This is a genomic window from Gramella sp. AN32 (assembly GCF_023718305.1).
Taxonomy (GTDB): Bacteria; Bacteroidota; Bacteroidia; order Flavobacteriales; family Flavobacteriaceae; genus Christiangramia; species Christiangramia antarctica.
This window is the reverse complement of record NZ_QEYO01000016.1, coordinates 1-15,431: the sequence shown is the minus strand read 5'-3', so window position 1 is coordinate 15,431 and position 15,431 is coordinate 1. Positions and strand designations below refer to the sequence as shown.

Below are 15,431 nucleotides of genomic sequence, written 5' to 3'. Positions count from 1 at the left end.
CAATGCGGTTCATCCTTTTCATTTCAATCTTTCTCATCGCCTATTCAGCACAGGCGCAACTGGGATTTTGTAGTGGGAGTAAAGGTGATCCTATTTTTCAGGAAGATTTTGGGCAGGGTAGTGGCACGGGGCCTTCTTTGCCTGGAGGCGTTACCAACTACACGTATATTCAGAGAGATCCCCAGGATGGGCAGTACACAATTTCAGATGACATTGGAAACCAAATCTTTTCCTGGCACAGCAATTTACCCAATGCTACCATTTCGAATGGGAGGGCTTTGATCGTTAATGCCGGTTTTACTGCGGGACAATTTTACAAGACAGCGGTTTCAGGATTGTGTGAAAATACTACCTATGAATTTTCAGCATTTTTAATCAACATTTATAATCGAAGTAGCAATGTTTGTGAAAACGGCGGAATCCCTGTTAATGTCCGCTTTGAAATATGGGATGAAACCGATTCGGTTTTACTAAAAGGAGGGGATACCGGAAATATTATTTCAACCACCGCACCCCAATGGGATCAATTTGCACTTACCTTTAGATCTGAACCCGGCCAGGATGCCGTAATCTTGAAAATGTTTAATAATGGGGATGGAGGCTGCGGAAATGATCTCGCCATAGATGACATTATTTTTCGATCTTGTGGGGATTTAACCCTTATCGAAACCAGCGAAGGCGAGAAGGTAGAACAGAATTTTTGTAAAGAAGATGCTCCGGTAGCTATCGAGTTAATAGCTAACAATGATGGTTCTGTTTACAATGAAGTATATTTTCAATGGCAGCAAAGTAGCGATGGTGAAAATTGGACAAATCTTATGGGTGAAAATGATGCTGTTTTACAAGCAAATAATATTGCTGAAACTACCAATTTTAGGGTAATCGTGGCCGAAGATCCTGTAAACCTGGAGAGCAATATTTGCAGCTCTGCTTCTGAAACGTTTAAAGTAAATATTATTGAAACCCCGGAAGCACCTATTAGTAATGGTGATGAATCTATTTGTTCTAACGAAACTATTCCAGCCTTAAGTGTTAGCGTTAATTTAAATGAATCTGTAAACTGGTACGACCAGGCTTCAGGAGGAAATCTTCTTGCTGAAAACACGAACTCTTTTACACCAGTTTCTGAAGGGCTTTTTTATGCTGAAGCTTTCAATACATTGGTGGAATGCACTCCCGGTCCCCGAACTCCAGTTGCCTTAAGCATTGATTATATTCCTGATTTGGAAGATGAAGATGTACAAATTTGCCCTGATTCCAACCTCAATCTGGATGCAGGAATCAGCGGATATATTTATTTGTGGAATACGGGAAGTACAGCACAAACCACAATTATTAATTCCCCGGGAATATATTCCGTAGAAGTTTCTACCCCGCAAGGATGTTTGGAGAGAAAAACATTTACCGTCACCGGAGTGGATAATGCGCAAATCGCAGAGGTTGTATCTAATGGGAACACGATTCGTATCAATCCGGTAATTGAGGGGAATTTTCAATACAGTTTAGACGGGATTAATTATCAGGATTCCAATATTTTTGAAAATAAACCCGGCGGGGTTTATACCGCATTTATTACAGATTCCCAAAATTGTAATACTGATTTGCTTCGGTTTGCGCATATCGTAATTCCAAAATTTATTAGCCCTAATAACGATGGTTATAATGATTCCTTTCTACTTAACGGTGTTGAATTTTTTGAAGCTTCAGAAGTTTTTATTTTTGATCGTTACGGGAAGCTATTAAAGTCTGGTTCCGGGAAAAACATGGATTGGAAAGGGGAATTCAACAATGCTAATCTCCCGGCCGATGATTACTGGTATCTTATAAAAATTTCAGGTTTCCCCGATCAAAAAGGGCATTTTTCCCTTATTAGATAAAACATAAAGCCATCCTTTGGAGATGGCCTGAAATGTTTTTCGAAATGTAGCAAACTTCACTACTTCTTAGTTGACTTAGCTGGTTGCTTTGGCTTTGGGGCTTGTTTTTGGTTTCCCTTTTGCTCTTTCTGAGATTTTTTCTCTTGTGGCATAATCTATCATTTTAAAATCTATTCTAATTTACTTCAGTTTCATCTTTTATTTTTCAAGTTGGCAAAAATTTAACCTGACTAAATTGATACTTCTCATAATTATATTAATGTTTACGCTAAAGAAACACTTCAGCAATTATTATCTAAATTTGAAGCAATAAGTTATATTATGGATCAGGAAGAAATTATAAAAAAAATTGAGGCCCAAAAGAGACTGCCCAATCTAAATTTCAGTATAAAAGAAAAAACCGAGGCTTTTACCAAACGTTTATTTTACACGTTGTTTGATAAGCAAACTGCCGTGGAAGATAACTTAATGGAACTGGGGAAGGATTTTGAGGTTTTGGCTAAACTTGTTTGTTGGGAACCGGGTTCGCCCTGCAAGGATATTTGGCAGGATTACCTGCAGCTATTACCTGGTATTTTGGAAAAATTAAACCTTGATGCTGAAGCTATTTTTAAAAATGATCCCGCAGCAAATTCAGTAGAGGAGGTTTATCTTTCTTATCCCGGATTTTTTGCCATTGCCATCTATAGGCTAAGCCACGAATTCTACAAATTTGGTTTACCTTTAGTTCCAAGGCTTATGACCGAATGCGCTCATCGTCTTACGGGAACCGATATAAATCCCGGAGCTAAAATTGGGGATAGCTTTTTTATAGACCATGCAACAGGCGTGGTTATTGGTGAAACGGCCGTGATTAAAGATCATGTAAAAATATATCAGGGAGTTACCCTGGGAGCATTAACGGTGAACAAGGAGCTGCGGGATACCAAAAGACATCCTACTATCGAAAGGAATGTCACTATTTACGCAAATGCTACCATTTTAGGTGGCGAGACCATCATTGGTGAAAATAGTATTATTGGAGGGAACGTGTGGTTGACTAAATCCATACCCAAAAATAGTATGGTTTCACACACTCCACAAATCACTATTAAAAACGCTGTTTATCATGAATAACTCCATTATAGACCTTATAGGAAACACACCCCTGGTTAAATCAACTAAATTGATGACCAAACCCGGTGTGGAATTATATTTTAAACTGGAAGGTCAAAATCCCGGTGGAAGTGTGAAAGATCGTGCCGCGTATAATATGATTAAAAGTGCTTTAGATAGGGGGGACATTACCAGGACGACCAAATTAATTGAAGCTACCAGTGGAAATACCGGCATAGCCCTGGCCATGATCGCGGGCATTTTTGGTTTGGATATAGAACTGGTCATGCCAGAGAATTCAACAATCGAAAGAGTTCAAACCATGCGTGCCTATGGTGCCAAGGTTATCTTAACAGATTCTGACGTTGGGATAGAGGGCGCGCGTGATTATGCGGAAGATAAGATGAATTCAGGAGATTATTTTATGCTGAATCAATTCGGAAATGAAGATAACTGGAAAGCCCATTATAAAACTACAGGTCCGGAAATCTGGAAAGACACTCATCATAAAATCACTCATTTTGTATCGTCTATGGGTACTACGGGAACGATCATGGGAACGAGCACCTATTTAAAAGAGAAAAATCCAGAAATTCAAATTGTGGGGGTTCAGCCAACAGATGATGCCAGGATTCCGGGAATTAGAAAATGGCCAAAGGAATATCTGCCCTCCATATTTGATGCAAAGAAAGTAGACCGGGTTATGGAAGTGAATGAAGATGAAGCTATAAAAACAGCTCGTAGCTTAGCAGAGCATGAAGGAATTTTTGCAGGAATGAGCAGTGGCGGAGCGGCCGCTGCGGCGATTAAATTATGTGAGGAATTGGAAAATGCTGTAGTTGTGAGTATTGTATGTGACCGGGGCGATCGTTATTTATCTTCTGAACTCTTTGAAAAATAGCAATACAAAATTCTTGGAATTTTGTATTTCCCCTCACCCAGTCCCGAAAGCTTTCGGGAGCGAAAAAGCAGTTCTTGCCTTTCCCAAGGGAGAGGTTAAAAGGAAACCCCAAGGCTGAACCGTGGGGGAATTTTATAGAATAAGACTCTTATTTAAAGAATTTTATGATTTATATAATTCCCAGAGTTTTGAGTAAAGCTATAAAATGCCGTATTTTTGCAAAATTGCATACGTATACAGGAATTTATGGCGGTAGAAACATTTGGGATTGAAAACAAAAAAGTAGATAAGGAACTTTATGATTATCAGCAAAAAGATATAGAGAAAATTTTCTCGGTTATAGAAGAGCATCCGGAGCGGTATAATCTTTTATATCAATTACCTACAGGAGGAGGGAAGACGGTGATTTTTTCCCAAATGACTCGTGAATACATCCAGCGTACCAAAAAAAAGGTATTAATCCTTACGCATAGAATCGAACTTTGCAAGCAAACTTCAAAGATGCTTTCCGGATTTGGCGTGCGCAATAAGATCATTAACAGTAAAGTAAAAGAACTGCCAGACCAGGACGAATATATGTGTTTCGTGGCTATGGTAGAAACTTTGAATAACCGCCTTAATGATGAAAAGCTGGAAATCCAGGATATTGGTTTAGTGATCATTGACGAGGCCCATTATAACTCTTTTAGAAAATTATTTAAGTTTTTTGAGAACTGCTTTATCCTTGGGGTTACCGCAACTCCTTTAAGTTCCAACATCAAATTACCCATGAAGGATAATTACCGCGAATTGATCGTTGGTGACTCTATTAATTCCTTAATTGCAAAAGGTTTCCTGGCCAGGGCCAATATTTATGGTTATAATGTTGGACTAACCAATTTAAAAGTTGGGATGAATGGGGATTATACCGTGAAATCTTCAGAAGAATTGTATTCTAATTTTTCGATGCAGGAAAAACTTTTGAATGCTTATAACGAGCGTTCAAAAGGCCAAAAAACCCTGATTTTCAATAATGGTATCAACACCTCTATTGAAGTTTATCATACATTTCGTTCCGCAGGACTTCCCATAAGGCATTTAGATAATACCACCAGTAAACAGGATCGAAAAGACATCCTGAAATGGTTTAAGCACACTCCAGAAGCCATTGTCACTTCCGTGAGTATTCTTACCACCGGTTTTGACGAACCTACTGTAGAAACGATCATTTTAAACCGGGCTACAAAATCCCTTACCCTTTATTTTCAAATGATTGGGCGTGGTTCCCGAATATTGGAAAAGAAGGATGAATTTACCGTCATCGATCTGGGGAATAACCTGGCGCGATTTGGTCATTGGAATTCTCCTGTAGATTGGAAGCAAATTTTTAGATCACCCGATTTTTATTTTGAAAATTTGCTGAGTGACGATGAAATAGAACGAGAGTTTCAATATGAGATGCCCCAGGAAATTCGTGAAAAATTTTCCAATTCAAAAGAAGTTGCTTTTAATATTGAAGCAGCTTATGATGATGTTATCAAACGCGGACTCAAATCTAAAGCTGTACTGGAGTGGAGTATGGAACAGCACGTGAAAATATGTGTGGAGAACAGCGAAGATGTATTTGACGCGAGAATTCTGGCCAAGGAGCTAAAAGACGACATTTCTTCAAGGATCAAACAATATTCTTATTGCATTAGCAAAAGCACTAAAAATTATAGGGAATGGCTGGAGGAAGATTATAGCAGAAAGCTTAGGATGGCAATTAATAAGGAATATTAAACTATTCCGGTATCTGCCGATTTTATATTCTTTTCCACAAATTGTCTTTCACGTACCGTACCACCCACCACGATCCCCGCGCTTAAAAGGATCAAATTCTTGATAATGTACTGGCCTTCCATACTGAGTATGAAGGGAAACTTGACAAAACAAACTTCGGGAAGGATCACCAGGGGTAAAAAGGTTCCGGGCATCTGGAAGACCATCAGTAAAATGGCAATTCTTATGGTATTTTTAAAACATAGAAAGATTCCAATAAGCACTTCCCAGGCTCCTAATACATCGATAAAAATTTCAGGATCCAGCCAGAACACTGTTTCTTTTATGATAGGAGCAGCAGGACTGGCATCAATTAATTTTAGATAGCCGAACCAAATAAAGATAACAGCTAAGGAAAATCTTAGCATTGGCTTGCCATAGACATACATCCAGCGGCTAATTTTAAAATCCAGCTTTCTAATCTTTTCTGAAAACATAGCGACGTTTATGATATAAATTGAAAGTAAGAATAATTGGGTTTTAACGCCCAAAAACTCATAATTACTACACGATATTCTTAATTATTTTTCTCCTTTTTACCGAATAGTTTATTCAAAAAACCTTTCTTCTTTTTTTTATCCCTATTTCTATTACTTCGGGAAGAGTTTTTGGATTTGAAAATCCTTTCCAGCAAATTATCCCGTTCCTGAGGATCGCAATTCATAAGTGAAGCCAGTTCCTGTGACAAGGGCTGGAATCTAGCCGAAGTAATTGTTTTGAATTCACTATCATCGTTCATTTTCTGCATTAATTTTGCGAAAATTGGCAATGCAGAGTTGGCTCCCTGTCCTATGGAAGTAGTTCTAAAGCCAATCCGGTGATCATCAGATCCTACCCAGGTTACGCATACGAGGTTTGGTGTGATCCCTACAAACCAGCCGTCTTTATTATCCTGAGTCGTGCCTGTCTTCCCGGCGATATCATTTCGTAGCCCGTACGTAGATCTCAATCGCGTTGCAGTTCCTTCATTTACCGTAGCCTGCATCATATCCAACATAATTTTCCGGTTATCTTCGGAAAAAGCTCTGGTTTTCGCCACTTTGGGTTTAAATTCTGCAAGAAGATTTCCGTTGCCATCTTCTATTTTGGTTATAAAATAGGGTGTGACCGGTTTGGAATTATTTACATAACTGGTATATGCCCCAGCCAGTTCTTCCACACTAAGTGAGGCGGTCCCCAATGCAATCGAAGGAACCGCAGGAAGATCACTTTTAATTCCCATTTTTCGAGCTTCAGAAATCACATTATCAACTCCTGTTTCCATCAATACCTTTACGGCGATGGTATTCATAGAATGGCTAAGTGCCGTCTTTAAATTATAATTCATAAAAGGATCATCACCTTCAGAAGATGAATTTGAAGGCGTCCATCCATTGTCATAAGTAACTTCCCGAACGGAAAAATACGTACATGGATCCATGCCATTCTCTAATGCTGCAGTATATACAATAGGTTTAAAGGTGGAACCCACCTGGCGTTTACTTTGAGTGACATGGTCATATTGAAAATACCTAAAGTCTATTCCACCAACCCAGGCTTCTACAGCCCCATTTTCAGGATTTAAAGCCAGTATGCCCGAGTTTAAAAACTTTAAATAATGGGCAATACTATCAATGGTGCTCATATTTTTTGTAGTGATCCCATCATAATCAAAAACTTCTACAGGATGTTTTTCACTTAAAGCATTAGTAATTTCAGAATCACTTAAACCTTTTGATTTTAAGGCTTTATATTTTTTTGAACTCTTAATGGCATCATCCAAAATCTTCTTATTTTTAATCCAGGGAGCAGCTTCCCCATAAGAAGATTCATGTTGGGACTGGAGTTCTTTCATATGTTCCAACATTGCTTCTTCAGCTAATTCCTGCATTTTATAATTAAGGGTGGTATGAACTATTAATCCATCTCGATAAATATTGTATTTATCCCCATCCTTATTCTTTAATGTATCCAGTAGCTTACTTACCGTTTTTCTAACCTGCTCTCGAAAATAGGGTGCAATACCTTTATCATGGCTAAAGTTTTTATAATCCAATACCAGCGGTGCCATCTTCGCTTCCTGAGCCTTGGCTTCGGTTAAATATCCATATTTAGACATTTGTACCAGCACAACATCCCGTCTTAACCTACTGCGCTCAGGAAAGATTCTGGGATTATAATAATGACTTGCTTTGAGCATTCCTACTAATACGGCTGCTTCTTCCAAAGTTAATTCAGAAGTATGTTTATTGAAAAATTTCATGGAAGCACTTTCAATTCCGTAGGTGTTATCACTAAAAGGCACCGTATTGAAATAAAGCTGAATAATTTCATCTTTGGAATAAATATCCTCCAGTCTTTTGGCGATGATCGCCTCCTGCATCTTATTAATTACAATTCCCAAAGCACCGTAATCTTTGCGGCCGTAAATATTCTTCGCCAATTGTAAGGTAATAGTACTTCCGCCTCCGGCAGAATCATCCTGCAACAATATGGATTTAAAGAAAACCCTTAGTAAACTGCGATTATCTATTCCATCATGTTCGTAAAATCTCACATCTTCTGTGGCAATAAGCGCTTCAATAAGGTAGGAGGGAAGCGCTTCAAATGCAATGGGCTGCCGGTCGAAAATATAGAATTTCCCTATTAACTCACCCTTGCTGGCCAAAACCTGCGTAGCCTTGTTTTGTTTTAGGTCACTAAGCTCCCGTGAACTTGGGATCTTACCCCAAACCCCAAAATAAATGGTGGCGAAAAAAAGAAAAAAGAGGGCAATTCCGCTTAATAGTATTATGAGCGCCCATTTAATTTTGGGATTTTTTTTAATCCTGTCTAGCATCATTTGATTTCTAACGCCGCAAATAAACAAATGTTTCCTTAATGGTCATAGGTTTTAAAAAAAAAATTTGTTTGGAAATGAAAAAGCCGGATGATGAGTCCGGCTTGTGATGATAGATGAAATTCTTTAATCTATCCGTGTCGTCTGCGATTGTACCAGTAGGATCTACCTGTTTCTTGTTTGCTTCCCATAAATCCTCTTTTATGGGTTAAGTTACCTTCTCTTCCGCCGGCGAATTCTGTGATGATGTTTGATAGTGTCATGATTAAAAATTTTGATGATTAATAAATGATTGATGTTAAGCGTAAACTCTTCGATTAAACCAGTGATTTCTTGCGCTTTCTGATTTTTGATTCAAAAATGGTCTTCGATGAGTTAAATTTCCTTCTCTTGTTTGAGTAAATTCCTGGATGATGGATTCTAAATGTTTCATGATGATAATATTTTGATTAATAAATGATGATTAAATAAATTGCTTGTATCTAAAAGACGTTTGATTTATTCATTCGTTACAGTACTATGTATAAAAAGGTACTTATTTAACTTATTATTAACAATTAGAGGGAGAGAAATTTTTCTAGAAAGTATTGTTAATGTTTTTGTAGCCCTTTATCTATCAACTAATTTTAATCAAAATTCTCCTTTTATGAACAAGTGGGCTATAGGTATAATTTTTACAGTGATTCTTCTTGCACTTGCTATTTATGGACTTTACGAAATGAAGGACGTAGATTTTGATGATTTTGAGAAAACTTATGAAATTGTGAATAAGTGGACGCTTCCCAATGAGTTGGAAGAAATCTCTGCTATTGCCTGGTTAGGAAATAATAAAATTGCCTGCGTACAGGATGAAGACGGTATTATTTATACTTACGATCTAAATTCGGCTAAAATCATTGCCCAAACTGAATTTTATGGTGAAGGTGATTATGAAGGAATGACTTTATTAAATAACGAATTTTATATTACTGAAAGTGACGGACAATTATACCGAATTGCAACTCTGGATTCCGCCACCTATAAACCAGAAGTCATTGAAACAGATTTTGATTATACAAATGATATAGAAGGCCTCACCTCGCTGGCTCCGGGAAAATTACTTTTTTCAGTAAAAGGAAAGAATTTCGCTGATGAAGAAGACAATTATAAAGGGCTTTATGAGTATGATATCCAATCCAGAAAGCTGGATTCTACGCCCAAGATAAAAATAACTTTAACTATTGAAGATTTTGAAAAAATTAGTGGTGCACCGGGAAAAGAATTAAGCCCATCAGATATCGCAGTACATCCCACCACAGGAAATCTTTATATTCTTGATGGCGAACATCCCAAATTGATAATTATTGATACCTCAGGAAAACTGCTAAAATACCATTTACTGGATCCTGAAGAATTCTTTTTACCTGAAGGGATCTGTTTTACGCCAAATGGTAGGATGTTCATTTCTAACGAAGGGAAAGGAGGCGATCCTAACATATTAGAAGTGAAATTATTGAAATAAACTAAGATTTCTGTATCTCGGCGGCGACAGCCTGAACTTCATCTAAAACCCTGAGTAAATTTTCGCCCCATAACTTGGCGATCTCATCTTCGGTATAACCTCTTTTTACCAATTCAATGGTCACGTTTAGTGTTTCAGAAGCATCTTCCCAACCAGCTATCCCGCCACCACCATCGAAGTCTGAACTAATGCCCACATGATCAATCCCAATCTTTTCAACCAGATAATCGATATGGTCTACAAAATCTGAAACATTTACCGGGCTTATTGTTTTCTTTAATGCTTCCACATCACTTTTAGCTAGCTCCTGGACCTTCTGATATTTTTCGTAGAAAGCTTTCTTGGCCTCAGGCTCCATAGTTTTTATAGAATCCCTTTCAGGAATATCATAACCCCTTTCCCTGGCTTTTTCTTTATAAACTTCATTTGCAGCATCATTAAAGGCATTGTGCTTTTCAGTATTTATATAAGCACTAAAGGCAACAGTTTGTACTACACCGCCATGTTCCTTAAATAATTGCAATAATTCATCATCTAAATTTCGGCTATGGTCACATAAGGCCCGGGCAGAAGAATGTGAAGCAATTAAAGGTGCTCTGGAGATTTCAAACATTTGTTTGATTGCTTCTTTGCTGGGATGAGAAACATCTATCATGATCCCCCATTTATTCATTTCAGCAACCGCTTCCTTTCCTAATTCACTCAAGCCCCCATGCAGCCATTCATCATTTTCTTCACCCGTATTCGAATCGCTTAACTGGCTGTGCCCATTGTGGGATAAAGACATATATCGCGCCCCTCTTTCGTAAAATTCCCGGATCTTATCCAAATCTTCGCCAATAGGATAGGCGTTTTCAACCCCGATCATGGCTACTTTTTTTCCTTCTTTTACTAAGGCTCTTACTTCAGATGAGGAGGTAGCCAGACCTATTTTGTCGGGTGCAATCTCCTCGCAAAGCCTATGAATAGCTTCAAATTTTGAAATGGCATTTTTATGGGCAGCCTCATAACCTTCAGCATTTAGTTCACCCTGTCCCGTATAAACGATCAACCAGGAAACATCCAGCCCACCCTTATCCATTTTCGGCAAATTCACCTGGGAATCAAGATCCATGGTATAATTTTTCTCGGGCGTAAAATTATCTACATTAATATCGTCGTGGGTATCAATAGTAATCACCTTCTCGTGGATCAGCTTCGCTTTCTCCACTATTTCAGGAGAAGTATCCTGAGAAAATCCTGTGATGGTCATACCCAAAAATGTTAAGAAACATGCTATTTTTCGCATTTTGATTTTTTATAGAAGTCTGAATTTAAGAATAAATATTAAGTCTAACTTAAAATTTAAAAAGGGAATTTATTTTAATCTACATTTGATTATATCTTCAATTTTAAATGAATAAATATATCGTCGTAAATGATCCGGAAAAATGGCAAATTTCTTCGGAATATGTAGAGGTCATTTCATCAAAAGAATATCTAACCAGCAGCAGATTTTCAAAATTAAAGAAAGTCCGTATTTTTAACCTTTGTAAAGATTATTCCTATCAATCTAAAGGATATTATGTCTCGCTATTAGCTGAAGCACGTGGCCATACACCAATCCCCACCGTTAAAAATATTGTGGATCTTGGAGAATTGAAACTGGTGAAGATTATTTCTGAAGATTTTGATGATTCCATACAAAAAAGCCTGAAGGGAATTAAGTCGAAAGATTTCATTTTAAGTATTTACTTCGGGCAAAATACCGCCGTAAAATATAAAGAATTGAGTGCCGTTTTTTTCCGGCAATTTCAAATTCCCCTTCTGCGGGTTTTTTTCAGCAGAAATTCTGAAAAATGGGTGATTAGAAATATAAAGGCTATTTCAGAAGCTGAAATTCCTGTAGAACATAAATCCAGTGTGCAGCTTTTCGCAGAACAATATTTTGCAAAAAAACGCTATGATACCCCAAGGGAACATAGCTACGAGTATGATCTGGCTATTTTGGTGCAACCAAATGACCCTGCGCCTCCCAGTAACCCCAAAGCTTTAAAGAAATTTATAGATCTGGCGGAAAAGATGGGCTTTTATACGGAAATTATTTCTCCTAAAGATCTGTCAGCGCTTTCAGCTTTTGATGCGCTTTTAATTCGGCAAAGTACTGAAGTTACTAATGAAGCCTATGCCTTTGCCCGAAAAGCAGAGCAGGAGGGAATCGCTATTGTAGATTACCCTGAAGCAATTTTAAAATGTTGTAATAAGGTTTTTATGGCAGAAGCGATGGAAAATGCCGGTATCCCCACGCCAAAAACAGTGATCGTGCATAAAGACAACCGCAGGGAAGTTTTACAAATTACAGGTTTGCCGGTCGTTTTAAAGTCACCGGATTCAACATTTAGCTTTGGTGTTAAAAAAGCAAATTCTGAAGAGGAATATGAGAAGTTGCTTTCAGAAATGCTTAAAAAGTCTGAACTTGTTATTGCCCAGGAATTCTCACCTTCAGATTATGACTGGCGAATAGGTATTTTAGATGGAAAGGTATTTTATGCCTGCCGCTACTTTATGGCAAAAGATCACTGGCAAATTTACAACTGGGGCGCCAAAAAGAAAGATGATAAAGACGGTAATGCCGATTGTTTTCCTCTTGAAAAAGTTCCTAAACACATCCTTAAAAATGCCCTAAAATCAGCAAAATTAATGGGTAAAGGCTTATATGGAATAGATATTAAAGAAGTAGAAGGTAAAGCTTTGGTCATAGAGATCAATGATAATCCAAATATCGATTATGGTGTAGAAGATGCCTTTTACGGCGATAAAATCTACCAGGATATTCTGGATGCATTAAAAAACAGACTTGAAAATAAATAACATGCCGTATCATTTGTTTGAGGTTATAGGGATTGAACTGGAATATATGTTGGTGGATAAATCAACCTTCAATATAAATCCTATTGTAGATAAATTATTGACCAAAAAAAATGGAAGCCTGACTTCTGATATCGATAACGGGAAGATCGAATGGAGCAATGAACTGGTTGCCCATGTCGTGGAATTAAAAACCAATGGCCCGGCTGAAACTTTAGTGGACCTTGAAGATTTGTTCCTTCAAAATGTAAAAGAAATTAATGGTCTTTTAGCAGAATACAACACGGTACTTGTTCCATCTTCGGCCCATCCTTTAATGAACCCAAAAAAGGAGACAAAATTATGGGAACATGATCATAATGAAATCTATACATTGTATAATCAAATTTTCGATTGTAAAGGCCATGGCTGGAGCAATGTGCAGAGTATGCATATTAATTTACCGTTCTATGACGACACTGAATTTGAAAAGCTTCATGCGGCAATTCGATTAATTTTGCCTATAATTCCAGGTCTTACAGCAAGTTCGCCAATTTTGGAAGGTGAATTTACCAGCTATAAAGATGCAAGGATGCATCATTATAAATACAACCAAAAGGAGATTCCACACATGACGGGAAAAGTGATCCCGGAACAGGTTTTTAGTAAGGAAGAGTACCAGAAAAAAATCTTTAACCCGATTAATGAAGCTTTAAAACCTTTTGACAAGGAAAAATTACTGGATCATCATTTTGTTAATTCCCGTGGCGCCATTGCCAGGTTTGACCGCAATGCCATTGAGATTCGGGTGATCGATATTCAGGAGAATCCTGAAGCAGATATTGCTATAGCCAGTTTTCTGGTGGAGGTTTTAAAATATTTAATCAGCGAAGAACTGATCTCGCTAAAAGATCAAAAGCAGTGGCATGAAGACGATCTTTTCGAAATTTTTAATGAAGTGATCGTCAACGCAGAAAATACGCTGATTACCAATAAAAAGTATTTGGCGGTATTTGATATTCAAAAGGAAACCGATGTCAAAACCATTTGGAGAAATCTTTTTGAAAAGCTTAAAAACAATCTTAGTGAAAATCATCAAAACCACGTGGATTTTATTCTTCAAAATGGAAGTTTATCTACCCGTATTTTAAAAGCCCTGCGTAATGATTTCACGCATAAGAATATTATAAAAGTGTACGGGCGGCTTGCAGAATGTTTGCGGGAAAATAGGATGTTCCGGCCGTGAAACTTGTACTTACCTGCGAACATGCTTCAAATCGAATTCCCAAAAGGTTCGAAAAGCTGTTTACTGCCCATAAAACGGTTTTAAATACGCATCGGGGTTTTGATCTTGGTGCCTATGATCTTTTTAAATTTCTTAAAACCTATGCTGATTTTTCCCAGCATCAACGTGTAAGCAGGTTACTGGTAGAAACCAATCGTTCTATTGGCCATCCTGTGTTGTTTTCAGAATTTTCAAAATTACTAACATCTCAGGAAAAGGAAAGTATTTTAAAAAGGTACTATTATCCTTATTTAGAATCGGTTACTCAGGTGATTGCGGAACTTATTGAAGAAGGGGAGGACGTGTTGCATTTATCTATTCATTCTTTTACCCCGGTGCTGAATGAAGAAAAAAGGCACGGTGATATTGGCTTATTATATGACCCTTCCAGGATTTCAGAAAAGAATTTCGCTATAAAATTCAGGAATGAATTTTATCATAATTTCCCATCTTATCATGTGCGGTTCAATTATCCTTATTTGGGTAAGGCTGACGGTTTTCCAACATCCCTTCGGAAAAAATTTCCTAAACATTATTTAGGAATTGAATTGGAAGTGAATCAGAAATTTTCAAAAAATAATAAGATGGATGTTCATTTGAAAAAATCGATCAAGGAAATTTTGCTAAAGATTTTAGAATAAAAAAAAGAGGAACTTAAAATTTCCTCTTTTTTTTATTCTAACTTGAATTACTTTAAGGTATATTCAATAGTAATTTCAGCATTTAAAAGTTTTGATACCGGGCAGTTTTCCTTTGCATCATTCATAATCTTCTTAAATTTATCTTCATCAATTCCCGGAACTGTTGCATCAAGAATTAGATGTGATTTTTTAATTTTACCATCTTCAAAAGTAATTTTGGAAGTGGTTTCAAGTTTATCTGGCGTAAATCCTTCTTCACTTAAATTAGCGGAAAGTTGCATGCTGAAACAACCGGCATGTGCTGCCCCAATTAATTCTTCCGGATTTGTACCGTTTCCATTTTCAAAACGGGTTTTAAATGAATATTGTACTTCTTCTAAAACACCGCTTTCCAAACTTATAGTTCCTTTTCCTTCTTTTAATGAGCCTTTCCAAACGGCTGATCCTTTTCTAATCATAACTTATATTTTTTGATTTAGCCTAATTTACTAAGCGGTGGGCAAAGAGAAAAGTATTTACAAAAACCTTAACCATTTAAAAGCAAAAAGCCCAGCTATGCCCTACCGTCTGGACACATCTTTTTTTATTCTACTTTAGGATAAAAAAATGCAGACAAGACATTTTGAGGATTTAAAAGACAAGCGATTGTTGAATAGAGGTAATTCTATTCTCAATCGTTTGTTTGCT

General features: G+C 37.3%; 13 protein-coding genes. 8 read left to right on the top strand and 5 right to left on the bottom strand.

What is annotated here, in order from left to right:
* Positions 1 to 2 precede the first annotated feature (2 nt).
* The 4 genes from DHD80_RS15170 to DHD80_RS15155 all read left to right on the top strand — a co-directional run bounded on the left by DHD80_RS15170 (position 3) and on the right by DHD80_RS15155 (position 5,634).
* Positions 3 to 1,877, top strand: a complete 1,875-nt coding sequence (locus DHD80_RS15170) for a T9SS type B sorting domain-containing protein (protein WP_251742307.1) — start codon at positions 3 to 5, stop codon at positions 1,875 to 1,877.
* Between the two features lie 321 nt (positions 1,878 to 2,198).
* Positions 2,199 to 2,993: a serine O-acetyltransferase EpsC gene (gene epsC / locus DHD80_RS15165; protein WP_251742306.1), complete on the top strand. Its 795-nt coding sequence runs from the start codon at positions 2,199 to 2,201 to the stop codon at positions 2,991 to 2,993.
* Complete coding sequence (gene cysM / locus DHD80_RS15160) at positions 2,986 to 3,873, top strand: cysteine synthase CysM (protein ID WP_251742305.1); 888 nt, start codon at positions 2,986 to 2,988, stop codon at positions 3,871 to 3,873. Before epsC ends, cysM begins: the two co-directional genes overlap by 8 nt.
* Before the next feature lie 246 nt (positions 3,874 to 4,119).
* Positions 4,120 to 5,634, top strand: a complete 1,515-nt coding sequence (locus DHD80_RS15155) for a DEAD/DEAH box helicase family protein (protein WP_251742400.1) — start codon at positions 4,120 to 4,122, stop codon at positions 5,632 to 5,634.
* Here the strand turns inward: DHD80_RS15155 and DHD80_RS15150 are convergent.
* The 3 genes from DHD80_RS15150 to DHD80_RS19930 all read right to left on the bottom strand — a co-directional run bounded on the left by DHD80_RS15150 (position 5,631) and on the right by DHD80_RS19930 (position 8,754).
* Positions 5,631 to 6,110 carry a hypothetical protein gene (locus tag DHD80_RS15150; RefSeq protein WP_251742304.1) on the bottom strand — a complete coding sequence of 160 codons (480 nt, stop codon included), beginning with the start codon at positions 6,108 to 6,110 and terminating at the stop codon, positions 5,631 to 5,633. The two genes, DHD80_RS15155 and DHD80_RS15150, sit on opposite strands and share 4 nt — an antisense overlap.
* 80 nt (positions 6,111 to 6,190) lie before the next feature.
* The gene (locus tag DHD80_RS15145) at positions 6,191 to 8,494 is read right to left on the bottom strand and encodes a transglycosylase domain-containing protein (RefSeq protein WP_347709975.1); all 2,304 of its coding nucleotides are present in this window, start codon (positions 8,492 to 8,494) and stop codon (positions 6,191 to 6,193) included.
* 128 nt (positions 8,495 to 8,622) lie between these two features.
* Entirely contained in the window at positions 8,623 to 8,754 is a 132-nt protein-coding gene (locus DHD80_RS19930) for a hypothetical protein (protein ID WP_279347056.1), read from the bottom strand.
* A 383-nt stretch (positions 8,755 to 9,137) separates the two neighbouring features.
* Here DHD80_RS19930 and DHD80_RS15140 point away from each other — a divergent pair, with 383 nt between their 5' ends.
* Positions 9,138 to 9,992 carry a hypothetical protein gene (locus tag DHD80_RS15140; RefSeq protein WP_251742303.1) on the top strand — a complete coding sequence of 285 codons (855 nt, stop codon included), beginning with the start codon at positions 9,138 to 9,140 and terminating at the stop codon, positions 9,990 to 9,992.
* Position 9,993: 1 nt separating this feature from the next.
* Here DHD80_RS15140 and DHD80_RS15135 read toward each other — a convergent pair whose 3' ends face one another.
* A complete protein-coding gene (locus DHD80_RS15135) occupies positions 9,994 to 11,244 on the bottom strand; it encodes a dipeptidase (RefSeq protein ID WP_251742398.1) in 1,251 nt (416 codons plus the stop codon).
* A gap of 143 nt (positions 11,245 to 11,387) precedes the next feature.
* Here DHD80_RS15135 and DHD80_RS15130 point away from each other — a divergent pair, with 143 nt between their 5' ends.
* Genes DHD80_RS15130 through DHD80_RS15120 form a run of 3 tightly spaced genes read left to right on the top strand, consistent with a single transcriptional unit; the run spans position 11,388 to position 14,744 of the window.
* Positions 11,388 to 12,842, top strand: a complete 1,455-nt coding sequence (locus DHD80_RS15130) for a RimK family protein (protein WP_251742302.1) — start codon at positions 11,388 to 11,390, stop codon at positions 12,840 to 12,842.
* A gap of 1 nt (position 12,843) precedes the next feature.
* A complete protein-coding gene (locus tag DHD80_RS15125; protein WP_251742301.1) occupies positions 12,844 to 14,064 on the top strand; it encodes a glutamate-cysteine ligase family protein in 1,221 nt (406 codons plus the stop codon).
* Complete coding sequence (locus DHD80_RS15120) at positions 14,061 to 14,744, top strand: N-formylglutamate amidohydrolase (protein ID WP_251742300.1); 684 nt, start codon at positions 14,061 to 14,063, stop codon at positions 14,742 to 14,744. The genes DHD80_RS15125 and DHD80_RS15120 overlap by 4 nt, the downstream gene beginning before the upstream one ends.
* A gap of 47 nt (positions 14,745 to 14,791) precedes the next feature.
* On the opposite strand, the gene DHD80_RS15115 is transcribed toward DHD80_RS15120, so the two are convergent.
* Positions 14,792 to 15,202: an OsmC family protein gene (locus tag DHD80_RS15115; RefSeq protein ID WP_251742299.1), complete on the bottom strand. Its 411-nt coding sequence runs from the start codon at positions 15,200 to 15,202 to the stop codon at positions 14,792 to 14,794.
* Between the last annotated feature and the right edge of the window lie 229 nt (positions 15,203 to 15,431).

Bases quoted from the DNA above. Each gene is read 5' to 3' on its own strand.
- DHD80_RS15145 (WP_347709975.1), bottom strand. From the start codon at position 8,494: ATGATGCTAGACAGGATTAAAAAAAATCCCAAAATTAAATGGGCGCTC.
- DHD80_RS19930 (WP_279347056.1), bottom strand. From the start codon at position 8,754: ATGACACTATCAAACATCATCACAGAATTCGCCGGCGGAAGAGAAGGT.
- DHD80_RS15130 (WP_251742302.1), top strand. From the start codon at position 11,388: ATGAATAAATATATCGTCGTAAATGATCCGGAAAAATGGCAAATTTCT.
- DHD80_RS15115 (WP_251742299.1), bottom strand. From the start codon at position 15,202: ATGATTAGAAAAGGATCAGCCGTTTGGAAAGGCTCATTAAAAGAAGGA.
- DHD80_RS15155 (WP_251742400.1), top strand. From the start codon at position 4,120: ATGGCGGTAGAAACATTTGGGATTGAAAACAAAAAAGTAGATAAGGAA.
- DHD80_RS15125 (WP_251742301.1), top strand. From the start codon at position 12,844: ATGCCGTATCATTTGTTTGAGGTTATAGGGATTGAACTGGAATATATG.
- DHD80_RS15135 (WP_251742398.1), bottom strand. From the start codon at position 11,244: ATGACCATCACAGGATTTTCTCAGGATACTTCTCCTGAAATAGTGGAG.
- DHD80_RS15150 (WP_251742304.1), bottom strand. From the start codon at position 6,110: ATGTTTTCAGAAAAGATTAGAAAGCTGGATTTTAAAATTAGCCGCTGG.
- DHD80_RS15170 (WP_251742307.1), top strand. From the start codon at position 3: ATGCGGTTCATCCTTTTCATTTCAATCTTTCTCATCGCCTATTCAGCA.
- cysM (WP_251742305.1), top strand. From the start codon at position 2,986: ATGAATAACTCCATTATAGACCTTATAGGAAACACACCCCTGGTTAAA.
- epsC (WP_251742306.1), top strand. From the start codon at position 2,199: ATGGATCAGGAAGAAATTATAAAAAAAATTGAGGCCCAAAAGAGACTG.
- DHD80_RS15140 (WP_251742303.1), top strand. From the start codon at position 9,138: ATGAACAAGTGGGCTATAGGTATAATTTTTACAGTGATTCTTCTTGCA.